At 50.5% G+C, this 25,530-nt stretch carries 19 protein-coding genes, 2 tRNA genes and 4 rRNA genes; 10 read left to right on the forward strand and 15 right to left on the reverse strand.

What is annotated here, in order from left to right; translation table 11 throughout:
- Positions 1-170: 170 nt before the first annotated feature.
- Genes LCD46_20565 through LCD46_20580 form a run of 4 tightly spaced genes read right to left on the reverse strand, consistent with a single transcriptional unit; the run spans position 171 to position 2,508 of the window.
- Complete coding sequence (locus tag LCD46_20565) at positions 171-1,940, reverse strand: DUF5906 domain-containing protein (protein UOY70394.1); 1,770 nt, start codon at positions 1,938-1,940, stop codon at positions 171-173.
- Entirely contained in the window at positions 1,924-2,136 is a 213-nt protein-coding gene (locus tag LCD46_20570; GenBank protein UOY70395.1) for a hypothetical protein, read from the reverse strand. Before LCD46_20570 ends, LCD46_20565 begins: the two co-directional genes overlap by 17 nt.
- Positions 2,133-2,327 carry a hypothetical protein gene (locus tag LCD46_20575; protein ID UOY70396.1) on the reverse strand — a complete coding sequence of 65 codons (195 nt, stop codon included), beginning with the start codon at positions 2,325-2,327 and terminating at the stop codon, positions 2,133-2,135. The genes LCD46_20570 and LCD46_20575 overlap by 4 nt, the downstream gene beginning before the upstream one ends.
- Positions 2,320-2,508, reverse strand: a complete 189-nt coding sequence (locus LCD46_20580; protein UOY70397.1) for a host cell division inhibitor Icd-like protein — start codon at positions 2,506-2,508, stop codon at positions 2,320-2,322. Before LCD46_20580 ends, LCD46_20575 begins: the two co-directional genes overlap by 8 nt.
- A gap of 139 nt (positions 2,509-2,647) precedes the next feature.
- Here LCD46_20580 and LCD46_20585 point away from each other — a divergent pair, with 139 nt between their 5' ends.
- Positions 2,648-2,839, forward strand: coding sequence for a toxin-antitoxin system HicB family antitoxin (locus LCD46_20585; protein UOY70398.1), 192 nt, complete (start codon positions 2,648-2,650; stop codon positions 2,837-2,839).
- Positions 2,840-3,401: 562 nt separating this feature from the next.
- Here LCD46_20585 and LCD46_20590 read toward each other — a convergent pair.
- The 4 genes from LCD46_20590 to LCD46_20605 form a co-directional block, all read right to left on the reverse strand.
- Entirely contained in the window at positions 3,402-4,112 is a 711-nt protein-coding gene (locus tag LCD46_20590) for a Rha family transcriptional regulator (GenBank protein UOY70399.1), read from the reverse strand.
- 20 nt (positions 4,113-4,132) lie between these two features.
- Positions 4,133-4,417, reverse strand: a complete 285-nt coding sequence (locus LCD46_20595; GenBank protein UOY70400.1) for an AlpA family phage regulatory protein — start codon at positions 4,415-4,417, stop codon at positions 4,133-4,135.
- 103 nt (positions 4,418-4,520) lie between these two features.
- The gene (locus LCD46_20600) at positions 4,521-5,309 is read right to left on the reverse strand and encodes a DUF6387 family protein (protein UOY70401.1); all 789 of its coding nucleotides are present in this window, start codon (positions 5,307-5,309) and stop codon (positions 4,521-4,523) included.
- Entirely contained in the window at positions 5,306-6,529 is a 1,224-nt protein-coding gene (locus LCD46_20605; GenBank protein ID UOY70402.1) for a tyrosine-type recombinase/integrase, read from the reverse strand. The genes LCD46_20600 and LCD46_20605 overlap by 4 nt, the downstream gene beginning before the upstream one ends.
- Before the next feature lie 364 nt (positions 6,530-6,893).
- Between LCD46_20605 and LCD46_20610 the strand changes: the two genes are divergently transcribed.
- Both LCD46_20610 and LCD46_20615 read left to right on the forward strand, forming a co-directional pair.
- On the forward strand, positions 6,894-7,058 hold the full coding sequence (locus LCD46_20610; GenBank protein ID UOY70403.1) for a DUF2556 family protein: 165 nt from the start codon (positions 6,894-6,896) through the stop codon (positions 7,056-7,058).
- 139 nt (positions 7,059-7,197) lie between these two features.
- Entirely contained in the window at positions 7,198-9,279 is a 2,082-nt protein-coding gene (locus LCD46_20615; GenBank protein ID UOY70404.1) for an EAL domain-containing protein, read from the forward strand.
- On the opposite strand, the gene envR is transcribed toward LCD46_20615, so the two are convergent.
- A complete protein-coding gene (gene envR, locus LCD46_20620; GenBank protein UOY70405.1) occupies positions 9,195-9,911 on the reverse strand; it encodes an acrEF/envCD operon transcriptional regulator in 717 nt (238 codons plus the stop codon). The two genes, LCD46_20615 and envR, sit on opposite strands and share 85 nt — an antisense overlap.
- Positions 9,912-10,297: 386 nt before the next feature.
- Here envR and LCD46_20625 point away from each other — a divergent pair, with 386 nt between their 5' ends.
- The 7 genes from LCD46_20625 (at position 10,298) to LCD46_20655 (ending at position 19,714) form a co-directional block, all read left to right on the forward strand.
- Complete coding sequence (locus LCD46_20625) at positions 10,298-11,437, forward strand: efflux RND transporter periplasmic adaptor subunit (protein UOY70406.1); 1,140 nt, start codon at positions 10,298-10,300, stop codon at positions 11,435-11,437.
- 11 nt (positions 11,438-11,448) lie between these two features.
- Positions 11,449-14,562 (forward strand): efflux RND transporter permease subunit, encoded by a 3,114-nt coding sequence (locus tag LCD46_20630; GenBank protein UOY70407.1) that lies wholly within the window; start codon positions 11,449-11,451, stop codon positions 14,560-14,562.
- 302 nt (positions 14,563-14,864) lie between these two features.
- Positions 14,865-15,086, forward strand: coding sequence for a lipoprotein (locus LCD46_20635; protein ID UOY70408.1), 222 nt, complete (start codon positions 14,865-14,867; stop codon positions 15,084-15,086).
- 474 nt (positions 15,087-15,560) lie between these two features.
- The gene (locus LCD46_20640) at positions 15,561-16,586 is read left to right on the forward strand and encodes an amino acid ABC transporter substrate-binding protein (protein UOY70409.1); all 1,026 of its coding nucleotides are present in this window, start codon (positions 15,561-15,563) and stop codon (positions 16,584-16,586) included.
- 67 nt (positions 16,587-16,653) lie between these two features.
- The gene (locus LCD46_20645) at positions 16,654-17,835 is read left to right on the forward strand and encodes an amino acid ABC transporter permease (protein UOY70410.1); all 1,182 of its coding nucleotides are present in this window, start codon (positions 16,654-16,656) and stop codon (positions 17,833-17,835) included.
- Between the two features lie 9 nt (positions 17,836-17,844).
- On the forward strand, positions 17,845-18,948 hold the full coding sequence (locus LCD46_20650) for an amino acid ABC transporter permease (protein ID UOY70411.1): 1,104 nt from the start codon (positions 17,845-17,847) through the stop codon (positions 18,946-18,948).
- A 7-nt stretch (positions 18,949-18,955) separates the two neighbouring features.
- Positions 18,956-19,714 carry an amino acid ABC transporter ATP-binding protein gene (locus LCD46_20655; GenBank protein UOY70412.1) on the forward strand — a complete coding sequence of 253 codons (759 nt, stop codon included), beginning with the start codon at positions 18,956-18,958 and terminating at the stop codon, positions 19,712-19,714.
- A gap of 106 nt (positions 19,715-19,820) precedes the next feature.
- Here LCD46_20655 and rrf (LCD46_20660) read toward each other — a convergent pair.
- The 6 genes from rrf (LCD46_20660) to LCD46_20685 all read right to left on the reverse strand — a co-directional run bounded on the left by rrf (LCD46_20660) (position 19,821) and on the right by LCD46_20685 (position 25,056).
- Positions 19,821-19,936, reverse strand: a 5S ribosomal RNA gene (gene rrf / locus LCD46_20660).
- A 43-nt stretch (positions 19,937-19,979) separates the two neighbouring features.
- Positions 19,980-20,055 (reverse strand) — tRNA-Thr (locus LCD46_20665).
- Positions 20,056-20,069: 14 nt separating this feature from the next.
- Positions 20,070-20,185 (reverse strand): 5S ribosomal RNA (rrf, locus tag LCD46_20670).
- 72 nt (positions 20,186-20,257) lie between these two features.
- Positions 20,258-23,163: ribosomal RNA gene (locus tag LCD46_20675) — 23S ribosomal RNA — on the reverse strand.
- A 192-nt stretch (positions 23,164-23,355) separates the two neighbouring features.
- A tRNA-Glu gene (locus LCD46_20680) sits at positions 23,356-23,431 on the reverse strand.
- A gap of 85 nt (positions 23,432-23,516) precedes the next feature.
- Positions 23,517-25,056, reverse strand: a 16S ribosomal RNA gene (locus LCD46_20685).
- The 16S, 23S and 5S rRNA genes sit together here with 2 tRNA genes alongside, the layout of an rRNA operon.
- Positions 25,057-25,530: the final 474 nt, after the last annotated feature.

The following is a 25,530-nucleotide window of genomic DNA, read 5'->3' on the forward strand; positions in this document are numbered from 1 at the left end:
TTTAAGTATTCACTAGTGTTCACCCTAACCCTTCACCTTTTAAAAGAAAAGATCTTTAAAGGTGAACAGGTGAATACTTGGTGAACACTTCATAAAAAAGTGTTCACCCATTAACATATTGTTATTTAATGATTTTTGCACATGGTGAACAGTGGTGAACACTTTTCCCATTACTTTTGATTTTCTCCGCTGTTATGAGATGTATCATTCCACATAGGCATCCAGTCTTCTGAGTCGTCGTGAAGCGTGACGTTTGACCTTATGCCATGTTTTGTTTTGCGCTTCTGATACTCCTTACCGTATTCAGCCATTGCGCCTGGCATATCCGTACCGAACCTCATCAGCGACACCGGCTTGCTCAGACCATTGGCCCGCATGTAAGCCAGATAAGCGTGATACAGATAACGGCGCGGGCTGAATGGCACGATCTCGGCATTGCCAATCAGCATTCCATCACAAACCACCGAAGCCATCAGGTAGCCGCAAAAGTCCACCAGTGAATCCCCTTCACGTTTGATGGCCAGCGCTTCTTCTGATTTCTGCTGCTCATGCAAAAGCTGTTTGGCTTCGTCCTGCCTGGAAAAGCGAGTGAGCAGGTGGCGAATGATTACAGCCAGCTCACCTTCAATCTTCTCGGCCAGCATAGGATCGCGTTCGTTTTCCGGTACCACTTCGGAGAAGTTGAAAATCACCCGCCGTCTGGAAATCCCCCCGCTTCTGTCGCTGAACGACATGGCATTGTTATTGACGGCAAGCACCACCGCAGGAATACGGGTTGAATATGGTGCTTTGTGTTTTGGGTCGATAGCCACCTTATCCCCGCCAGTGATAGCTTTAATCCCTGCTCCGTCGCCAGCGTACCGGGTCATATCCGGCATGATAATCAGCGAATATCCCACTACCAGTGCCCTTTCCCTTGGGTTCTCCAGCGCCGCCATGCTCGCCGATACGGTGTTGGCCTTGCCCGCCAGCATCGTGCAGATCTCCGCCATAACACTTTTACCACTTCCGCCCGGCCCCGTTACCTCAAGAAACAGCTGCCAGTCGTACCGGTTCGCCAGCACCATAAACAGCGCAGACAGTACGCGGTCTGCTTTTCGGTCATTATCCGCCACAGAGCGGCGGAGCCATTTCCAGAAGTTCGGCGCATGGGTTGCCAGAGTCTCTCCTTCTGCTGGTTCGCTGAATGGCAATTCGCTCGCAACGATAAGCCAGTCCTTTTTATCATGCGGTCGAAATTGGCCTAACCGGGTATCAAAAACCCCGTTGCTGAAACCAATAAGATTTCGGGCTGTATTACCCATCACTGGCAGACCCAGCTTCATTGTATCGACAGCGGATTTAATCGCGTTCTGCGAATAGGCTACTTCGGCATCAATAAAAATTTGCGCCATTTCCCGCTGTAGCTCTTTATCCGAAAGCGGAACCCACACCACGCCGTTGTAATGATGAACCGTGTCGGAATCAGCATGGATCGCCAGATTGCCATCGTAATGAGCAAGCAGAACCTCCCCGCGCTGGCTGGCTCCCATCTGGTTAAGCGCTGGCGTAGCACTACCCCTCGTAGTCACCATTAGTGGCTCGTCTTCCAGGCGTTTCATTAATGGCGTCCAGTCCTCTTTCTCACCTTTTTCGTTGATAAACTCAGCATTGGTAACGCCAGCCTCACACAGCTTATTTGCAATCATGCTGATTTGGTTTTGCTCGATAAGTCCGGCCTGACAGACACGGGCAAACCGACGGCCTTTATCAACAATGCGCAGGTGGGGCAATTCCGCCAGTTGGGTGTGATCCAGAACCACAGGCGGAACATCGTCTCCATGCTCGCCCTTCCCTTTCTGGTAATCCTGAGCGGCTTTCCATGCTCCCGTTCCAGCAAAGATGATGGCCTCCTCCATTTTGTCGCGCGGGAGGGTTTTCACATTAGGCGCGTTTTTCACTGTAAGCCTCCTGCGCTTTCTGCAGACGATCTTTTGACTCATGAACCAAGCTGAAAATGGCGGCCACACAGTTAGATTCGTGTTCATCACCTTCGCCGAGGGAGTTCATCCAGATTTCCAGCATAGCCAGAGCCTGATTGCTGTATGCCAGTGCGTCTTCGGCGTGCATCAGGACTTCAAAAGGAACCTGTCTCATTTTGTCTCTCCCATGTGCAGCTCGGCGACTAATGCCCGGTGGATTTCCTGATTAAAATCACAGGCAATAGAAATCAGATTCAGCAGCGTTTCTGAACATTCACCAGAGGCTTTTTCCAGGATGGTTTCGTAAAGTGATGAAGCCAGCGCTGATTTATATTCGGCCTGCTCCAGACAGATTGGATCACGCATGGCGCACCTCCACAGGCAGACGGCCAGCGAATACCATCACGCAGCCAGCCGGTGATTGCTCACGGGCTTCGCGCTCAGTGGTAGCGGTGATGTGAATGACGTTGCGCCCGATGGCGCTCAGTGCAAGAAAACGCCAGATGTAGGACTTCCGCCCTTGCGGGTGTGTGATATGATCTTTCATAGCTTCCTCGATACGTAACTTATCGGTGGAGGTCAGACGCCCTGGCACTGTTCCCGCAGTCCGGGGCGTTGTCTTTTGCATGTTCGTCGTGATAACGTACGTACATAACAAAATCCATGCTATAAGGTTACGTACGTACATGTCAACTATCAAACGAGATAAAACACCAAAAGGAGAAGGGCTGTCGCCTACTTTCCAGATCCGAATCACTCCAGAATTACGGCAGCAGCTTAATGATGCCGCAGAACGTGAGGGCGTTAGTCTCGGTAATTGGTTGAAAGAACTGGCCCGCGCGGAATTGCGCCGACAGGGCATCGAGCCAAAAGGCTGAACAGGGTTACTCCCCGTAATGCTGTGGACTGCCCCTCTTAAAAAGGGTCTGTTTTGCGCATATCTTTTTGCTGCTTGGTTAACCTCGTGACTTTGAGGTACTACCCTCTCGTAAGCCAAATCTGGATTACGGTACAAAACTGTACGTTGTTGATTTCCCTCGTAGAGCAAAAATGCGCTGCCATTGCAGCTCTCTACGTTATTCGTCGGAACCTCTGAACCTAAGCAGTGTTGATGTTCAAGCGAACCCGAATACTGTTCGTGCTTGTTGCTCGCCAATTCTCGCGTTTCGCGATAATTACGCAAATTCAGTAAGTTGAGTATGTTCTGAGCAAGACGTGAATTCCCGTCTTGATTTTTTTTCAATGGGTTGCAATGTCCGTACGTTAAACGTACGCGGTTGTTTAAACTCGGCATATCACCGAGCTTGATTTGCGCGTGCGAATTTCGTCGGCTCAAATTCTGCGCAACCATGATTGAGTTATGCAAATAGCACGCGGCTAACTCAAAAGGACTTGAGCGCCCCCAAACGGGGGAGCGCAAAATTTTAGGCATAAGACGCATCAGCGAATCTCCAACACTGGCGATGAAGTGATCAGGCTGGCGAACGCATCCATACGGCGGGCAACTTCACGCACCGCATCGCCTGGACTCATGCCATTACGCACCGCCTCATTAAAGGCCGCCTGTTCGATTTTCTGCATCACCACCAACAGCCCCAATTGCTGTTCGTCTGCGGTACCGCGCTCACCATCAGACAAACCAGCCACGCGGTTTTCAGCGCGGGCCAGATTGATGTAATGGTGCCGTTGTGCGCCCAGGGCTTTTAATCCGTCGCGGCTTTCGTGGTAGCCAGGCAGGTACTCACGGCGGATAGGTTCTGCGGCGCGGCGCTTAGTGAATGCCTTCGTAACATCCAGCTTGAACTGGTTAATACGTTCAGGATCACGCCCTCGGGTGATACGCAGCAGATAGTCGAGCTGCGGCTCATTCAGCAGATAACTAATCTCAGGACGCCCACGCTTTCGGCCGGATTTTCCCGATTTCAAATCGGTTAATTCCTTGAGTGACTGACGAGGCAGTGATCCCAGCTCGCGCAATCTGCTCTGGTGCGATTTAATCGTCGCGCTTAGGCTTTCATGTTGTATTCCGGCTCGCTCTGAAATAAGGCGGGAATCTATACGCGGCTCCGATTTGTGATTAATTAAAATATCGCTCTGGCTGGCTTCAGGGTGAGCGAATCCCTGCCCGTTGAGGGCATTAATTTTTTTCATCTCTGATTACCTGTGGTTAATTAAGCAGATTTGCGGCTGTATGGGTTATTGACGTTCTCTACTGCAGGCGGATTACGAACCCACCAGAGCACATCAGAAAGAAGCCAGGCACAGCTATTGCGGCCGAAGTGGCAGCGTGGCGGGAAACGCCCCTGCTGCTCCATTTTCCAACGGCTGGAACGGGAAAGGCTGGTGATCTCGCTACATTCTTCTTCACGGATCCGACGGTCGAACTTAAAGCCGTACTCTTCTAAAAGGGTGCGGCGCTGCTCAGGATTTGGCGGGGTAAAGGTGATATTTTGCATGTTGCCTCCACTGTTTCTACGTTTTGTGGAGGCTATTATTTGCTATTAAAAAGCATGGTTCACTATTAGATAATTTTTAATTATTTCTATATGGATTTCCCGATTAAAATGAATCCATAGCTTTGCGCTTTAATATTTCTATAGAAAAATCTGCGGAAAAATTTCTAATGAACGGTTTGATCGTTTGAGCGATACCAATGGCGTCATACTCTGCATTAGGAAACAGGGCTAAAGATAAAACTCTGTTAGTGATTGTTGCATTGTTAATTTTAGCCCACTCCATAAGGTCTAACATTGGCAATATCTTGTAATCGAATATTTTCTTTTTGATTACACTCCAGCTATTACTTAACTTACAACTATTTTCACTTTTCCTTTCAAGATCCATTCGCCATATTGGCAACAATGCAGCCAAATCGCTTAATAAAATTTCATCAGGCCAAGACAAATCTAAAGTAATGTGCATTTGATCATTATCGCTTATGGTCTTACTTACAGACCTTTTTTGTCCACGCAATGAGCGATTAATTTTATTTTCATCAATATAATGAGAGGCTTTCTTAGACAACTGCATCACATCAATTAATCTTAAAGGCTCAACACCTCCGACGGCATCCATTTGCCATTCAGAATATTTTTTTCTTTTTATTTTCTCTGCAAATAATTTTCCGCTCAGCGGCCGAATTGGGTTACTAAATCTTTCTTCCATAAATGAAGCGAACTCATTTCTTGCTCCGGGATAGGTATCAAGCCATTCAAAATCATCATTAGCAACTTCCATTCTCATAGCTAACTGATTAATTAAATCAAGATCACTCAGCCCATTGATAGAATTGTAATTGTCCAATGAAAACCATTTCGGCAAATCGGTCATTTTATTTATCTTTTTCATTTCTCACCAGCCTTTAAAATAACAATATTCGAGTGATTACCCGCCAAAATATCGAGACGGTCATACCATTTATTCAGCGCATCCAGTTTCTCAGGCAAGTACAGACTACGGTTGTAAATCGCCATGACGCCCGGCATTGAGTGCCCCAACAACTGTTCGACAACGTGTGGTGCTATACCCATATTATTCATATGCGTTGCTAAAGTTCGTCTTAGATCGTGCAGTGTCCATGGTTCAGAATGCCCCAGCTTTTTATAAACGCCGCGGCCCCACTGACTTACCGCTTCACTGCCTTTAACCGACCCAAGCAAAAGGCCGGATCGTTTCGTTTCATCATGCAGTATTTCAATGAATTTGCGCATGGCATCCGGCACAGGTCTTACAATCTTCTCGCCGCCCTTGCTGTGCTCTTTGGGAACTGTCCAGACCCAGGCATCCATATCCCATTCACTCCACTCTGATAGCCTGGCCTCCTGCGTTCGGCACCCAAACACCATTAGGATTGTCAGTAGCCTGGTGTAGTAAGGCATGAAGCAAGTGCCAGAGGAAATGGCAGCCCATAAATCGCCAGCCTCTTTATCGTTTAATACCCGGTCTTTTTTTGCCTGTTTTTTACCGACATCTGGAATTGTTAAATCTTCAAGCGCGGTACTCACAGCATAGCGACGAACCCGGCAGAATTTCAGGGCTTGTTTGCACATCTGGAACACATAACCTGCGGCGACTGGAGTTTTCTTTTTCATCCTGTCAAAGCAGTCAAGCCAGTATCGTGTTTCACAGTCAGCGAGCGCCATTTTCCCTATATAAGGATAAATGTGTTTTCGCAGCTCCGCTTTGTGCCGTTCAACATTCGCGCGGTTCTCTTCTGCATATTCGCGTATCCAGTATTCTATAGCTTCCTTAACAGTGACCGGTTTAAGCGTTTCCTGAGTGGTCAGCGCCAACTGGTGCTTTGGATCTTTACCTGAGGCCAGCCATTGGCGGCATTTATCACGCGAAGAACGGGCTTCTTTGAGGCTCATATCCGGGTATCGTCCCAGAGTAAGACGATGCAGCTTCTGCCCGTCGAGTCGGTAAGTAAACACCCAGCTAATACCACCAGCTTTCGTTACCTTGGCGCTCAGCCCGGCACCATCAGCATAGAACTCAATCTTACTGGCCGGGATACCATGTAATCCCTTTAACTTCCTGTCGCTCAGTTTGTTAAGTTCGCCAGCCATAGACCACCCAGCCCAAAGTGTTTATACAAATGTTTATACAGAATTGCTTGCATAATAGCATAAACAAAGAAAAACACTGGAACAATATACAGGCATGAATTTATACAACACATTGATTATTATATGAATATTATAATCATCTAAAAGCATGAAAACAGCTAATATGACAGTACGGCATGAACTAATTCCGATTAGCGAAATGCATGTTTAAAAAGGCGCTACCTGGCATGGGGATGCGCCTTTTTTATTGCCCGCACCTGTGACCGTCAATGCTTTGTAAACCTTCACTTATCCCGCTTTTAAACCGCGACGTTTCGTGTATATTTCCACCACATTACTGACTCTCTTCTCGCGGAATGACACAATGATTCGTAAATACTGGTGGCTGGTTGTCTTCGCAATCTCCATTTTCATTTTCGATGCACTCCTGATGCAGTGGATTGAACTGATGAGCACCGAAACCGATAAGTGTCGCAATATGAACTCCGTCAATCCGCTGAAATTAGTGAACTGTTCAGAACTCGACTAAGCCTCTTTCCCCGCCAGCCTCCCTGTTATTACACACTAAAAACAGGGATTTAAATCCCTTTGAGCCATTACTTTCCGATGATAATGTCTCGCCCTTCTCAACCGCTCTGGCGTAACGTCAAACTCGAGTAGAACCGACCATGCTGGTTAGCCAATACAACCATATCCTTGTAGTCCTCTCCTTTGTTGTTGCTATCCTTGCCGCGTATACCGCGCTGAATATGGCCGCGCGCGTTGCCGGGAGCCAGGGTGTCGCAGCCCGTATCTGGCTGGCTGGTGGCGGGATTGCCATGGGTATTGGCGTGTGGGCGATGCATTTCATCGGCATGCTGGCGATGGACCTCTCCATGAGCATGAGTTACAACGCCAATCTGACGGTGTTATCCATGATCATAGCGGTGGGTTCGTCACTGTTTGCTCTATGGCTCGTCAGCTGCGAGCGATTGCGTTTACGCCGTCTATTGCCCGGGGCGTTAGTGATGGGAAGTGGCATCGTGGCCATGCATTACACCGGTATGGCAGCGCTGGAGGTCACACCGGGTATTATCTGGGACAAGCTATGGGTCGCCATTTCGGTCGCCATTGCACTTGCCGCTTCACTCGCGGCATTGTGGCTGACGTTCCGCTTGCGCCAGGAAGCCGCTCAGGTCGTACTGATGCGCATGGGTGCTGCCATCACCATGGGGATTGCCATTGCCGGTATGCACTACGCCGGAATGAAAGCCGCACAGTTTCCAATGTCGACGATGGTGCACCATGACGGCATTAACGGGAGCTGGCTGGCGGTGCTGGTCAGCGTTGTTGCTCTCTCTATTCTTGGGATCAGCCTGCTGGTGTCGATGCTGGATGCCCGCCTTCAGGCACGTACCGCCCTTCTTGCCTCATCGCTTGCAGAGGCTAACCGGGAACTCGCGCAGCTGGCGCTGCAAGATACGCTAACGCGTCTGCCCAATCGTGTACTGCTGGAAGACCGACTCGATCAGGCCATCTGCAAAGCCGCTCGTGAAGGCAGCAATTTTGCCTTGATGTTCATGGATCTTGACGGTTTTAAAGCCATCAATGACGCCTACGGCCATGATATCGGTGACAAGCTGCTGGTCGCCGTGACGCAGCGTCTGTTGCTTCCCCTGAAAGGCCAGTTCACCCTTGCACGTATCGGTGGTGATGAGTTTGTTCTGCTTGCAGAAGGAGAAGGTCCGGACGATGCGGCTTCTCTGGCAAACTCACTGGTTCACGCGATAGATAGCCCGTTCAATCTCGATCCCTATGAACTGATGGTGACACTCAGCATTGGTATCGCATTGTATCCTCACGACGGCAAAACCGAGCGTGAGCTGATGTTTAATGCGGATGCAGCGATGTACCACACCAAACATATGGGACGAAATGGCTACCACTTCTTCCAGCCCTCCATGAACACTCTGGCGCAGACCCATCTCCAGTTAATGAACGACCTGTGGATGGCTATTAATCGTGATGAGCTCCGCCTTGTTTATCAGCCAAAATTTCACGCGCCAGCTGGCCCTGTCCTCGGTTTCGAGGCGTTACTGCGCTGGCAACACCCGAAACAAGGATTACTGACGCCAGACCTTTTTCTGCCGCTGGCGGAAAAAACGGGGCTCATCATTCCCATCGGTAACTGGGTAATCAATGAAGCCTGTCGCCAGTTGAGGGAATGGCATCTTCAGGGCCATCAAAGCTGGTCGATGGCCGTAAACCTCTCGACATTGCAGTTTGAACAACCGTCACTGGTAAAAACCGTTCTCGACTGTCTGGCGCACCACAATGTGCCACCGGAAAAGTTGATCCTCGAAGTGACGGAAACCACGGCAATGAGTAACCCGGATGAGAGTGTACGTGTGTTGACGGAGCTGACCGATGCGGGTGTGAAAGCCTCCATTGATGACTTTGGTACCGGATATTCGAGCCTGCTGTATCTCAAGCGTTTACCGGCCTGTGAATTGAAGATCGACAAAGCATTTGTGAAAGAGTTAAGTGGGGAAAGCGGAGATGCAACCATTGTCTCGGCGATTGTGGCTCTCGCAAAAACACTCAACCTGAAAGTCGTGGCTGAAGGTGTAGAAACCGAAGCACAGCAAACCTTTTTGACAGAGCTAGGCTGTAACACCCTTCAGGGTTATCTGTTAGGTAAACCTGTCAGCGCACAGACCATAGAGGCGCTTTGTGCCAGGGGAGAAATGTTACCTGACGCTGAGCAGTAAGCATCATCGGGCGATACTCGGATGACAGGGAGTGTCGCCAGAATGCTATCGACCAGTGCCGGAGCCTGCTGATATAGATTAAAACTGTCGTTATTCATTAACCAGTTTTTAATTATTCCGCTAAAAAAACCGTGAAATACAATCAAAGTAAGATCAACATTTACCTGTGCCGAAATGTTTTTTCGCGCAATACATGCCTCCAGCGTGGCACGTAAATAGTCATAATTGAATCCAATGCGCTTTCTGATTTCACTCTCTTGAGTCATATCATTGCTGAATTCACACTTATGATACAAAATTTGTAAAAGTGCACATTGTCGGGGCTCACGCGCAATATATTGCAATGCAGTAATAAATTGCTCACGAAGTATTAACAACGGATCATCATTTTCAGAAACAGAAAGTCTGTCGCGAATAATGTCCCGAAGTGGTAATTGCTGTTCCCAGATGGCATTAAATATTTCTGATTTACTGGTAAAGTGCCAGTAGATCGCACCGCGCGTAACCTTAGCAGCATCAGCGATATCCGTCAGCGTCGTGTTGGCCACGCCACGCATCGCAAACTGTTCAATAGCCGCTTCGATCAGCTGCTGTCGGGTTTGTTGAGCCTCTTCTTTCTTTTTACGCGCCATAGATAACTACTCGTTACTCACAAGATTTGTACGTCATACCGGGTTCAGTTGAAGGAAAGTATTCACCAAAATCAGTTTTAATTTTGCACAAAAAAAGTCAATTAACTTAATTTATAATTAAGGTAAATACATAAGCACAATTAAATTCACCAAATGAATAGCATGAGAAATTAAACTCTATTTATCTGATTAACACGCCAGAAGTATAACGCTGATTACACCGGGTCTGATTCTGATTTTTCCAACATAGTTGGTCATTCTCACTTATAAATTAAAAAACATTAAATACCCTCATTATTATACGCAGCTACATTTTATTTTTATCCCTCTGCCCCAGCTACCGAGCCACGGCAAATATCGGTTAATGGGTATTTAAAGGAACAGTAATGACAAATCATTTCAGACGCTTACCCTTATCCGGTTTCATTGTCTGTGCGGTACTGCTCACTGGATGCGATGGACAGGAAAATCATCAACAACATCCACAGGCACCTCAGGTCAGCGTCCATATAGTGAAAAGCGCCCCTCTGGCTGTCACCACTGAACTCCCGGGCAGAACAGATGCATTTCGCGTTGCGGAGGTTCGCCCGCAGGTTAGCGGCATAATCCTCCGTCGCAATTTCACGGAAGGGAGCGATGTTAAAGCAGGTGAGTCACTTTACCAGATTGATCCCGCGACCTGGCAGGCGGCCTATGACAACGCCAAAGCCGAACTGTTGAAGTCTCAGGCAGCAGCGAATATCGCGCATCTGACGGTGAAGCGTTATCTCCCGCTGGTTGGCACACAATATGTGAGCAAACAGGAATACGATCAGGCAGTGGCGGCGGCTCAACAGGCAGACGCCAGCGTTGCCGCCGCCCAGGCAGGTGTGGAATCTGCACGTATCAATCTTGCCTATACCAAAGTGACGTCACCTGTCGCTGGTCGCATCGGTAAATCCAGCGTAACCGAGGGAGCGCTTGTTACGAGCGGACAGGCCACCGCACTGGCAACAGTCCAGCAGCTTGATCCGATTTATGTCGATGTCACACAGTCCAGCAATGATTTCATGCGACTGAAACAGACCAGCCTGCAGAAAGGCGATGCCACCAGCACCGTTGAGTTGCTGATGGAGAATGGTCAGCCCTATCCGCTGAAAGGCACATTGCAATTCTCTGATGTTACCGTCGACGAAAGTACCGGTTCGATTACTCTGCGTGCCATTTTCCCTAATCCTCAACACCTGCTGTTACCCGGTATGTTTGTTCGCGCCCGTATTGATGAAGGCATACAACCGGATGCCATTCTGGTTCCACAACAAGGTGTGACACGCACACCACAGGGCGACGCTACCGTACTGCTGGTTAACGACAAAAACCAGGTGGAGTCGCGTACCGTTGTTGCGCCTCAGGCGATTGGCGATCGGTGGCTGGTGACAGGAGGTTTAAAAAACGGTGACCGTGTGATTGTCAGCGGTTTACAGAAAGTCAGACCGGGGGCTACCGTCGTCGCCACGCCGGATACCACCACGACACCAGCCGGTTAAGGGACGACGACATGGCTAATTTCTTTATTCAGAGGCCTGTTTTCGCCTGGGTACTTGCCATCATTTTGATGATTGCAGGCGGGCTGGCCATTCTCAAACTTCCCGTCGCACAGTATCCGACCATCGCCCCTCCCGCCGTGGCCATATCCGCAACTTACCCGGGAGCAGATGCTCAAACGGTGCAGGATACCGTGACCCAGGTTATCGAACAGAACATGAACGGTATTGATAACCTGATGTATATGTCCTCCACCAGCGATTCAGCGGGTAACGTCACTATCACCCTGACTTTCCAGTCAGGAACCGATCCGGACATCGCCCAGGTGCAGGTACAAAACAAGCTGCAGCTCGCCATGCCGCTGCTGCCGCAAGAGGTGCAGCAGCAAGGGATTGGCGTGGAGAAATCCAGCAGCAGCTTCCTGCTGGTCGCCGGTTTTGTATCAGACAATAAAAACCTTACGCAGAATGACATCTCCGACTATGTCGCTTCGAACGTCAAAGATGCCATCAGCCGAACGTCTGGTGTCGGTGACGTGCAGCTGTTTGGCGCCCAATATGCGATGCGCATCTGGCTCGACAGCAATGCGATGAACAAATACCAGCTGACGCCGCTGGATATTATCAACCAGTTGAAAACGCAGAACGACCAGATAGCGGCAGGCCAGTTGGGCGGGACGCCATCCATCCCAGGACAGCAGTTGAATGCCTCGATCATCGCACAAACCCGTCTGAAATCACCGGAAGAGTTTGGCCGCGTGACGCTCAAGGTGAACCAGGACGGTTCCATGGTTCACCTGAAGGACGTGGCTCGCATTGAACTGGGTGGCGAAAACTACAATATGGTGACCAAAATCAACGGGCAGGCGGCAACAGGTCTGGGGATTAAACTGGCAACCGGGGCAAACGCGCTGGATACGGCAGCAGCCATCAAGAGCAAACTGGCGCAGTTGCAACAATTCTTCCCGCAAGGTCTGAAGGTTGTCTACCCGTATGACACCACGCCGTTTGTGAAAATCTCCATCCACGAAGTGGTGAAGACCCTGTTTGAAGCGATCGTTCTCGTCTTCCTGGTCATGTACCTGTTCCTGCAAAACCTGCGGGCGACGCTCATCCCGACTATCGCGGTGCCGGTCGTCCTGCTGGGCACTTTTGCGGTGCTGGCAGCATTCGGCTTCTCAATCAATACCCTCACGATGTTCGGGATGGTGCTGGCGATAGGTCTGCTGGTTGATGACGCTATCGTGGTTGTCGAGAACGTTGAACGTGTCATGGTTGAGGACAAACTGCCGCCAAAAGAGGCAACGCAGAAATCAATGGGGCAGATCCAGGGGGCACTGGTGGGTATAGCCATGGTGCTCTCGGCGGTCTTTATTCCAATGGCCTTTTTTGGTGGCTCGACGGGGGCGATCTATCGCCAGTTCTCACTGACTATCGTTTCGGCGATGGCGCTGTCTGTGCTTGTCGCGCTGATCCTTACGCCAGCGCTGTGTGCAACATTGCTTAAGCCAGTCTCCAGCGGCCACCATGAAAAAAAAGGGGGCTTCTTTGGCTGGTTTAATGCGCGCTTTGATCAGAGCGTGGAACACTACAGCAACAGCGTGAGCGGTATTTTGCGTAAGACCGGGCGCTATCTGGTGGTGTACGTCATTATTGTCGGTGGGATGGCGGTGCTCTTCCTGCGTTTACCCACCTCCTTCCTGCCCGAAGAGGATCAGGGGGTGTTTATGACGATGGTTCAACTCCCGGCAGGTGCGACCCAGACGCGGACTCAGCAGGTTCTCGATCAGGTTCAGGACTACTATCTGAACAAAGAGAAGGCAAATGTTGAGTCCGTCTTTACCGTTAACGGCTTTAGCTTCAGCGGCCAGGGTCAGAACTCCGGTATTGCGTTCGTCAGCCTGAAGCCCTGGGAGGAGCGCCCGGGGGAGAAAAATGGCGTCGAGGCCATTGTCGGTCGCGCGACGAAAGCCTTCAGTCAGATTAAAGACGGCCTTGTGTTCCCGTTTAACCTGCCTGCCATTATTGAGTTAGGTACCGCAACGGGCTTCGACTTTGAGTTGATTGATCAGGCTAACCTGGGGCATACCCAACTGACACAGGCACGCAATCAACTTCTCGGCATGGTGAAAGAGCACCCTGACCTGCTGGTGCGCGTGCGTCCTAACGGTCTGGAAGATACCCCTCAGTTCAAACTGGATGTTGACCAGGAGAAAGCCCAGGCGTTAGGTGTCAGCCTTTCTGACGTTAACCAGACGATCTCGACTGCGTTGGGTGGCACCTATGTGAACGACTTTATCGATCATGGTCGCGTGAAAAAGGTTTACGTGCAGGCCGATGCCCGATTCCGTATGTTGCCAGGGGACATTAACAGCCTCTACGTACGCAGCGCGAATGGGGAAATGGTCCCGTTCTCAGCCTTTAGCAACGCTCACTGGGTGTATGGTTCGCCTCGCCTGGAACGCTATAACGGGATGCCTTCCATGGAGATTCTTGGTGAGTCGGCACCGGGTAAAAGTACCGGTGAAGCGATGGCTATGATGGAGAGCCTCGCGGCAAAACTGCCTTCCGGCATCGGCTATGACTGGACGGGAATGTCATACCAGGAGCGGCTTTCCGGTAACCAGGCGCCTGCGCTATACGCCATTTCACTGATCGTGGTGTTCCTGTGTCTGGCAGCCCTGTACGAAAGCTGGTCCATTCCCTTCTCCGTCATGCTGGTAGTGCCGCTGGGTGTCATTGGTGCACTTCTCGCAGCATCATTGCGTGGGCTAAACAATGACGTCTATTTCCAGGTCGGCCTGCTGACGACGATCGGTTTATCGGCGAAAAACGCCATTCTGATCGTCGAATTTGCTAAAGACCTGATGGATAAAGAAGGTAAAGGCCTCATTGAAGCCACGCTGGAAGCCTCAAGAATGCGCCTTCGACCGATTCTGATGACGTCCCTTGCCTTTATTCTGGGTGTCATGCCGCTGGTGATCAGCACCGGGGCCGGGAGCGGCGCGCAAAATGCCGTCGGTACGGGCGTTATGGGAGGTATGCTTTCTGCAACCCTTCTGGCGATTTTCTTCGTGCCGGTCTTCTTTGTGGTTGTCCGGCGAAGATTTACTCGCCATAAGGATTAATGTTTCCCTGAAAGGCACCTCTGGTGCCTTTTTTATTTTTAACGTAAACAATGAATTAGGCATTAAAAAATAACCCTCTAAAAAAACGGTTATTTGCATTAAGTAAAAACAGCTTCTTGCAACTCCACAATCCCTCCATTAATTCACCTTGAAAATGACTTTTCTCCACGATTTTTACAAACTACATAATTTGAGATTATTCCTCGTGTAACGAGGGCTTACCCTGGTGGTAAAATAACCTCCAGTTCGTTAATAGCCCTCCTAGCTTTATAGCGGATGAGAAATAATACTGAGGTAACATCATGAAAAGATTCATTTCCGTTGCACTACTCGCTGCGCTGCTTGCTGGTTGCGCGCACGATTCTCCATGTGTACCGGTTTACGACGACCAGGGCCGACTGGTTCATACCAATACCTGTATGAAAGGCACCACCCAGGATAACTGGGAAACAGCAGGCGCTATCGCCGGCGGTGCTGCCGCAGTCGCGGGCTTGACGCTGGGTATTGTTGCCCTGACGAAGTAACATCTGTTCAAAAAGCGCGGCCAAAGCCGCGCTTTTGCTTTTAATTAGTGCACTATTTTCAAATAAGTAAAAAAATAGCCCTGTATTTATCCTCGCGATTAATTCAAGCCTGAAGGCAATCACATCTTTTTAGTGAATCCATTTAAATTGCACACCCTATCGTGATGATTTTCACATATTAATAGCATTTAATACCCTGCCAATATTCACCCATGAAACTATCTACTCTTCCAATCCAAATAGCATTGAAACTTTTGCTCCGATTTGTGGCACAGGTTGTAATTTTGCACCGTTTCGGGGCGCTCGTTTTATTTAAGCCTGTCTACACTCAGCATTAAGCGTTCACTCGTCTCTTATTTTGTCGAACGCAAAACTGGCATTACGTTTGCTTTATAAACGTTGGCCAAAGCCACAGACAGGTAAAGCGTTTAAAAACGCCTCTATAACGATAAATTTCGCCACACAGGATGCATTATGAAAAAGACGATGATAGCCAGCATGGCCGCTGCAGGCATGATGTTTGCCGTAGCCGGTCAAGCCCATGCGGGAACGACACTGGATGCCGTTAAAAAGAAAGGTTTTGTTCAATGTGGTATCAGTGACGGTTTGCCTGGCTTCTCTTATGCCGATGCTAATGGCAAATTTACCGGGATTGATGTGGATGTCTGCCGTGGCGTCGCCGCCGCCGTTTTTGGCGATGACAGCAAAGTAAAATATACCCCGCTGACGGCGAAAGAACGCTTTACGGCGCTGCAGTCCGGCGAGGTCGACATGCTCTCCCGCAATACGACCTGGACCTCTTCCCGTGATGCAGGTATGGGCATGTCATTTACCGGTGTAACCTATTATGACGGCATCGGCTTCCTTACCCACAATAAAGCTGGCCTGAAAAGCGCGAAGGAACTGGATGGTGCCACGGTTTGTATTCAGGCGGGCACCGATACCGAGCTGAACGTCGCGGATTATTTCAAAGCCAATAACATGAAATACACCCCTGTCACATTTGACCGCTCCGATGAATCAGCTAAAGCGCTGGAATCTGGTCGTTGTGACACACTGGCCTCTGACCAGTCACAGCTGTATGCGTTACGTATTAAGCTGAGCAATCCAGCGGAGTGGATTGTCCTGCCGGAAGTGATCTCGAAAGAACCTCTTGGACCGGTTGTCCGCCGTGGCGATGAAGACTGGTTCTCCATCGTTCGCTGGACGCTGTTTGCCATGCTGAATGCGGAAGAAATGGGCATCAACTCGAAAAACGTCGATGAGAAAGCGGCTAAACCATCCAACCCGGATATGGCACACCTGCTTGGTACAGAAGGTGATTTCGGCAAGGATCTGAAGCTGGATAACAAGTGGGCCTACAACATCATCAAACAGGTGGGCAACTACTCTGAGATCTTTGAACGCAACGTGGGATCGGAAAGCCCGCTGAAGATCAAACGCGGCCAGAACAATCTCTGGAACAACGGCGGTATTCAGTACGCGCCACCTGTACGTTAAGTCATAGCTGTAACGGGCACTGTTTCGGCAGTGCCCACTCCAGAGTCATGGTTACTGAGGTTTCTTTATGTCCCATCGCCGCTCAGCCGTAAAAGGATCGCTATCCTTTTCTCATCCCGCGGTCCGCGCCTGGCTATTCCAGATTATTGCTATTGTTGCGGTTGTTCTCATCGCCGTGTATCTCATCCATAACACCATCACCAACCTGAATAACCGCGGTATTACCTCCGGTTTTGCGTTTTTAGATCGCAGCGCGGGGTTTGGCATTGTTCAGCACCTTATTGATTACCAGGAAGGTGACACGTACGGACGCGTGTTCGTGGTCGGTTTACTGAATACGCTGTTGGTATCGGCGCTTTGTATCGTCTTCGCGTCGATACTGGGCTTCTTTATTGGTCTGGCGCGTCTTTCTGAAAACTGGCTACTGCGGAAGCTTTCAACTGTCTACATCGAGACGTTCCGCAATATCCCCCCGTTGCTGCAGATTTTCTTCTGGTATTTCGCCGTACTGCGTAACCTTCCCGGTCCCCGCCAGGCCGTTGACGCGTTTGATCTGTTTTTCCTGAGTAACCGAGGGTTGTCTATTCCTTCACCTCTGCCAGGCGAAGGACTTTACGCTTTCATTGGCGCGATAGTGATAGCGCTTGCCCTTTCTGTTGCAGTATTCCGCTTTAACCGCAAGCATCAGATCAAAACCGGCCAGCTTCGTAAAACCTGGCCAACGGCTGCTGCCTTGGTTATCGGCCTGCCGCTTTTGACACACTGGCTCTTTGGTGCCGCACTACACTGGGATGTTCCACATCTGCGTGGTTTTAACTTTCAGGGCGGGATGGTATTGATCCCTGAACTGGCATCCCTGACGCTGGCACTTTCGATTTATACGTCCGCATTTATCGCTGAGATTATCCGTTCAGGGATCCAGGCCGTACCGCATGGACAACACGAGGCAGCACGCTCTCTGGGGTTGCCCCATACCGTGACGCTTCGCCAGGTCATCATACCTCAGGCATTAAGGGTCATCATTCCACCCCTGACCAGCCAGTACCTCAACATTGTCAAAAACTCATCGCTGGCCGCTGCCATTGGTTACCCCGATATGGTGTCACTGTTCGCTGGAACCGTGCTTAACCAGACAGGGCAAGCCATTGAAACCATCGCCATCACCATGTCTGTCTATCTGATCATCAGCCTGGTGATTTCATTGCTGATGAACCTCTATAACCGTCGTATAGCACTGGTCGAGCGCTAAGGAACTATGATGACAAAAGCGATACTGTCGCACTCCTCGCGCCCTGCCCACTCGACAGGTGGACGTTTCATTCTCTGGGCGCGTAAGAATCTGTTCTCCAGCTGGAGTAACAGCCTGTTGACGATTGTCTGCCTGTGGCTCATGTGGGAATTGATTCCTCCACTGCTGAACTGGGCGTTTTTACAGGCCAATTGGGTCGGTTCAACCCGTGCAGACTGCACAAAATCCGGTGCCTGCTGGGTGTTTATTCATGAGCGTTTCGGGCAATTCATGTATGGATTGTATCCGCACGAACAGCGCTGGCGGATTAATCTGGCGCTGGTTATTGGCCTGCTATCAATCGCTATCATGTTCTGGAAAAAGCTGCCTCATCGTGGACGCTATATTGCCGTCTGGGCCGTGGTCTATCCGATTATTGTCTGGGTGCTGTTGTATGGCGGTTTCCTGGGGCTGGAACGCGTTGAAACCCGCCAGTGGGGCGGTCTAACGTTAACGCTAATTATCGCTTCAGTGGGAATAGCCGGTGCTCTGCCGTGGGGGATTTTACTTGCCCTGGGACGGCGTTCAAAAATGCCTGTCGTGCGTGTCCTTTCCGTTATCTTCATTGAGTTCTGGCGCGGTGTACCGCTCATTACCGTTCTGTTTATGTCGTCGGTCATGCTACCGCTGTTTATGGCAGAAGGTACAACGATCGACAAACTGATCCGCGCCCTGGTCGGTGTGATTCTCTTCCAGTCCGCCTATGTCGCTGAAGTTGTGCGCGGTGGTCTGCAGGCGTTGCCTAAAGGCCAGTACGAAGCAGCGGAATCACTGGCGCTCGGTTACTGGAAAACGCAGGGGCTGGTCATTCTTCCCCAGGCACTCAAGCTGGTTATCCCGGGTCTGGTTAACACGATCATTGCCCTCTTCAAAGATACCAGTCTGGTAATCATTATCGGATTGTTCGATCTCTTTAGCAGCGTGCAGCAGGCCACCGTGGACCCCGTCTGGTTGGGAATGTCCACCGAAGGATATGTCTTTGCTGCCCTAATCTACTGGATCTTTTGTTTTAGCATGTCGCGCTATAGCCAGCATCTGGAAAAGCGCTTTAACACCGGGCGTACACCGCACTGAGGAAATTATGAGCCAAATTACTATGACACCCGCCGACGCGATGATTACGCTGGAAGACGTAAATAAATGGTACGGACAGTTTCATGTCCTGAAAGACATCAACCTGAAGGTTAAACAGGGCGAACGCATCGTACTTTGTGGACCTTCAGGTTCAGGTAAATCCACGACAATTCGCTGTATTAACCATCTGGAAGAACATCAACAGGGACGCATTGTGGTTGATGGTATTGAGCTGAATGAAGATATCCGCAATATCGAACGTGTTCGTCAGGAAGTAGGAATGGTGTTTCAACACTTTAATTTGTTCCCACATCTGACCGTCCTGCAGAACTGCACGCTGGCACCAATCTGGGTTCAAAAGTTGCCCAAAAAGGAGGCCGAAGCACTGGCGATGCACTATCTGGAACGCGTCCGCATTGCAGAGCATGCCAATAAATTTCCAGGCCAGATATCGGGTGGTCAACAGCAGCGTGTGGCTATCGCCCGCTCGCTTTGTATGAAGCCTAAAATCATGCTGTTTGATGAACCTACCTCAGCACTGGATCCTGAAATGGTGAAGGAAGTCCTGGATACTATGATTGGGCTGGCACAATCCGGGATGACCATGTTGTGCGTGACACATGAAATGGGATTTGCCAGAACCGTAGCAGATCGGGTGATCTTCATGGATCGTGGCGAGATTGTCGAGCAGGCACCACCAGATGAATTCTTTGCTCATCCGAAGTCAGAACGCACACGGACCTTCTTGTCGCAGGTGATTCATTAGTCGTTTTCTCTGCCGGGTGGGGGTTGCGCCTTGCCCGGCCTACCGTTTTTTCTGCACATAAACGCAAAAAGGCCATCCTTTCGGATGGCCTTTTCACTTATTTGATGTCTGGCAGTTCCCTACTCTCACATGGGGAGACCCCACACTACCATCGGCGCTACGGCGTTTCACTTCTGAGTTCGGCATGGGGTCAGGTGGGACCACCGCGCTAAAGCCGCCAGACAAATTCTTTTACTTCTTGCCGAACTTTAACCTAAGTATAAAGTGGTGCTGATACCCAGAGTCGAACTGGGGACCTCACCCTTACCAAGGGTGCGCTCTACCAACTGAGCCATATCAGCACGCTAAATTTGATGCCTGGCAGTTCCCTACTCTCACATGGGGAGACCCCACACTACCATCGGCGCTACGGCGTTTCACTTCTGAGTTCGGCATGGGGTCAGGTGGGACCACCGCGCTAAAGCCGCCAGGCAAATTCTGTTAAATCTGTATCAAGGCTGAAAATCTTCTGTCTCTCGTTCGCCGAAACAGCTTCGGCGTTGTAAGGTTAAGCCTCACGGTTCATTAGTATCGGTTAGCTCAACGCATCGCTGCGCTTACACACCCGACCTATCAACGTCGTAGTCTTCAACGTTCCTTCAGGACTCTCAAGGAGTCAGGGAGAACTCATCTCGGGGCAAGTTTCGTGCTTAGATGCTTTCAGCACTTATCTCTTCCGCATTTAGCTACCGGGCAGTGCCATTGGCATGACAACCCGAACACCAGTGATGCGTCCACTCCGGTCCTCTCGTACTAGGAGCAGCCCCCCTCAATTCTCCAGCGCCCACGGCAGATAGGGACCGAACTGTCTCACGACGTTCTAAACCCAGCTCGCGTACCACTTTAAATGGCGAACAGCCATACCCTTGGGACCTACTTCAGCCCCAGGATGTGATGAGCCGACATCGAGGTGCCAAACACCGCCGTCGATATGAACTCTTGGGCGGTATCAGCCTGTTATCCCCGGAGTACCTTTTATCCGTTGAGCGATGGCCCTTCCATTCAGAACCACCGGATCACTATGACCTGCTTTCGCACCTGCTCGAGCCGTCACTCTCGCAGTCAAGCTAGCTTATGCCATTGCACTAACCTCCTGATGTCCGACCAGGATTAGCTAACCTTCGTGCTCCTCCGTTACTCTTTGGGAGGAGACCGCCCCAGTCAAACTACCCACCAGACACTGTCCGCAACCCGGATTACGGGTCTACGTTAGAACACCAGCCATTAAAGGGTGGTATTTCAAGGGCGGCTCCACGCAGACTGGCGTCCACGCTTCAAAGCCTCCCACCTATCCTACACATCAAGGACCAGTGTTCAGTGTCAAGCTATAGTAAAGGTTCACGGGGTCTTTCCGTCTTGCCGCGGGTACACTGCATCTTCACAGCGAGTTCAATTTCACTGAGTCTCGGGTGGAGACAGCCTGGCCATCATTACGCCATTCGTGCAGGTCGGAACTTACCCGACAAGGAATTTCGCTACCTTAGGACCGTTATAGTTACGGCCGCCGTTTACCGGGGCTTCGATCAAGAGCTTCGCGTTACCGCTAACCCCATCAATTAACCTTCCGGCACCGGGCAGGCGTCACACCGTATACGTCCACTTTCGTGTTTGCACAGTGCTGTGTTTTTAATAAACAGTTGCAGCCAGCTGGTATCTTCGACTGATTTCAGCTCCACCCGCAGGGGCTTCACCTACATATCAGCGTGCCTTCTCCCGAAGTTACGGCACCATTTTGCCTAGTTCCTTCACCCGAGTTCTCTCAAGCGCCTTGGTATTCTCTACCTGACCACCTGTGTCGGTTTGGGGTACGATTTGATGTTACCTGATGCTTAGAGGCTTTTCCTGGAAGCAGGGCATTTGTTACTTCAGCACCGTAGTGCCTCGTCATCACACCTCAGCGTTAATAAGGTACCGGATTTACCTGGAACCTCCGCCTACATGCTTAAACCGGGACAACCGTCGCCCGGCTAACATAGCCTTCTCCGTCCCCCCTTCGCAGTAACACCAAGTACAGGAATATTAACCTGTTTCCCATCGACTACGCCTTTCGGCCTCGCCTTAGGGGTCGACTCACCCTGCCCCGATTAACGTTGGACAGGAACCCTTGGTCTTCCGGCGTGCGGGCTTTTCACCCGCATTATCGTTACTTATGTCAGCATTCGCACTTCTGATACCTCCAGCATCCCTCACAGGACACCTTCAACGGCTTACAGAACGCTCCCCTACCCAACAACGCATAAGCGTCGCTGCCGCAGCTTCGGTGCATGGTTTAGCCCCGTTACATCTTCCGCGCAGGCCGACTCGACCAGTGAGCTATTACGCTTTCTTTAAATGATGGCTGCTTCTAAGCCAACATCCTGGCTGTCTGTGCCTTCCCACATCGTTTCCCACTTAACCATGACTTTGGGACCTTAGCTGGCGGTCTGGGTTGTTTCCCTCTTCACGACGGACGTTAGCACCCGCCGTGTGTCTCCCGTGATAACATTCTTCGGTATTCGTAGTTTGCATCGGGTTGGTAAGCCGGGATGGCCCCCTAGCCGAAACAGTGCTCTACCCCCGAAGATGAGTTCACGAGGCGCTACCTAAATAGCTTTCGGGGAGAACCAGCTATCTCCCGGTTTGATTGGCCTTTCACCCCCAGCCACAAGTCATCCGCTAATTTTTCAACATTAGTCGGTTCGGTCCTCCAGTTAGTGTTACCCAACCTTCAACCTGCCCATGGCTAGATCACCGGGTTTCGGGTCTATACCCTGCAACTTAACGCCCAGTTAAGACTCGGTTTCCCTTCGGCTCCCCTATACGGTTAACCTTGCTACAGAATATAAGTCGCTGACCCATTATACAAAAGGTACGCAGTCACACCACGAAGGTGCTCCCACTGCTTGTACGTACACGGTTTCAGGTTCTTTTTCACTCCCCTCGCCGGGGTTCTTTTCGCCTTTCCCTCACGGTACTGGTTCACTATCGGTCAGTCAGGAGTATTTAGCCTTGGAGGATGGTCCCCCCATATTCAGACAGGATACCACGTGTCCCGCCCTACTCTTCGAGTTCACAACCTGTGCATTTTCGTGTACGGGGCTGTCACCCTGTATCGCCGGACTTTCCAGACCGTTCCACTAACACACAAGCTGATTCAGACTCTGGGCTGCTCCCCGTTCGCTCGCCGCTACTGGGGGAATCTCGGTTGATTTCTTTTCCTCGGGGTACTTAGATGTTTCAGTTCCCCCGGTTCGCCTCGTTAACCTATGTATTCAGTTAACGATAGTGTGACGAATCACACTGGGTTTCCCCATTCGGACATCGCCGGGTCAAAGGTTCATATCACCTCGCCGGCGCTTTTCGCAGATTAGCACGTCCTTCATCGCCTCTGACTGCCAGGGCATCCACCGTGTACGCTTAGTCGCTTAACCTCACAACCCGAAGATGTTTCTTTCGATTCATCATCGACTTGCGAAAATTTGAGAGACTCGAACACACATAACATGTGTGTCGTTTCAATTTTCAGCTTGATCCAGATTTTTAAAGAGCAAATATCTCAAACATGACTCGCAAGTCAGTTTTGAGATATGACGGCAGGTGACTTTCACTCACGAACCAGCAAGTGGCGTCCCCTAGGGGATTCGAACCCCTGTTACCGCCGTGAAAGGGCGGTGTCCTGGGCCTCTAGACGAAGGGGACGTATAAGTCTCAATCGCAAGACGCCTTGCTATTTACTTTTCATCAGACAATCTGTGTGAGCACTGCAAAGGCAGGTTCTTTAAGGTAAGGAGGTGATCCAACCGCAGGTTCCCCTACGGTTACCTTGTTACGACTTCACCCCAGTCATGAATCACAAAGTGGTAAGCGCCCTCCCGAAGGTTAAGCTACCTACTTCTTTTGCAACCCACTCCCATGGTGTGACGGGCGGTGTGTACAAGGCCCGGGAACGTATTCACCGTAGCATTCTGATCTACGATTACTAGCGATTCCGACTTCATGGAGTCGAGTTGCAGACTCCAATCCGGACTACGACGCACTTTATGAGGTCCGCTTGCTCTCGCGAGGTCGCTTCTCTTTGTATGCGCCATTGTAGCACGTGTGTAGCCCTACTCGTAAGGGCCATGATGACTTGACGTCATCCCCACCTTCCTCCAGTTTATCACTGGCAGTCTCCTTTGAGTTCCCGGCCGGACCGCTGGCAACAAAGGATAAGGGTTGCGCTCGTTGCGGGACTTAACCCAACATTTCACAACACGAGCTGACGACAGCCATGCAGCACCTGTCTCAGAGTTCCCGAAGGCACCAATCCATCTCTGGAAAGTTCTCTGGATGTCAAGAGTAGGTAAGGTTCTTCGCGTTGCATCGAATTAAACCACATGCTCCACCGCTTGTGCGGGCCCCCGTCAATTCATTTGAGTTTTAACCTTGCGGCCGTACTCCCCAGGCGGTCGACTTAACGCGTTAGCTCCGGAAGCCACGCCTCAAGGGCACAACCTCCAAGTCGACATCGTTTACGGCGTGGACTACCAGGGTATCTAATCCTGTTTGCTCCCCACGCTTTCGCACCTGAGCGTCAGTCTTTGTCCAGGGGGCCGCCTTCGCCACCGGTATTCCTCCAGATCTCTACGCATTTCACCGCTACACCTGGAATTCTACCCCCCTCTACAAGACTCTAGCCTGCCAGTTTCGAATGCAGTTCCCAGGTTGAGCCCGGGGATTTCACATCCGACTTGACAGACCGCCTGCGTGCGCTTTACGCCCAGTAATTCCGATTAACGCTTGCACCCTCCGTATTACCGCGGCTGCTGGCACGGAGTTAGCCGGTGCTTCTTCTGCGGGTAACGTCAATTGCTGAGGTTATTAACCTCAGCACCTTCCTCCCCGCTGAAAGTACTTTACAACCCGAAGGCCTTCTTCATACACGCGGCATGGCTGCATCAGGCTTGCGCCCATTGTGCAATATTCCCCACTGCTGCCTCCCGTAGGAGTCTGGACCGTGTCTCAGTTCCAGTGTGGCTGGTCATCCTCTCAGACCAGCTAGGGATCGTCGCCTAGGTGAGCCGTTACCCCACCTACTAGCTAATCCCATCTGGGCACATCTGATGGCAAGAGGCCCGAAGGTCCCCCTCTTTGGTCTTGCGACGTTATGCGGTATTAGCTACCGTTTCCAGTAGTTATCCCCCTCCATCAGGCAGTTTCCCAGACATTACTCACCCGTCCGCCGCTCGTCACCCGAGAGCAAGCTCTCTGTGCTACCGCTCGACTTGCATGTGTTAGGCCTGCCGCCAGCGTTCAATCTGAGCCATGATCAAACTCTTCAATTTAAAAGTTTGATGCTCAATGAATTAAACTTCGTAATGAATTACGTGTTCACTCGTTGAGACTTGGTATTCATTTAGTGTCCGAAGACATTAAGAATCCATGTCACTTTGAGTGCCCACACAGATTGTCTGATAAATTGTTAAAGAGCAGTTGCAACGCGGCTTTCAGCTCATCGTTGCGAGGTGGCGTATATTACGCTTTCCTCTTTCAGAGTCAACCCGTTATTTCAGGATTTTTTCTCTTCAACCGACCGGGTTGTTTGTGAAGTGATTCACATCCGCCGTGTCGATGGAGGCGCATTATAGGGATCCCATTTTTTAGCACAAGTACTTTTTGGATCTTTTTTTCCGACTGACGATTTTCCGCGCTTTTCGCTGAAAACCCACCCGATCTGCTTAAATATTGACGCATTTTACCTTGCCTCGATCCAATATTATGATCAAAGTCTTCTATATAGCGCTCATCCATAGAGGTAG

It is taken from the genome of Enterobacter ludwigii (genome assembly GCA_023023105.1).
In the GTDB taxonomy this organism is placed as follows: Bacteria; Pseudomonadota; Gammaproteobacteria; order Enterobacterales; family Enterobacteriaceae; genus Enterobacter; species Enterobacter adelaidei.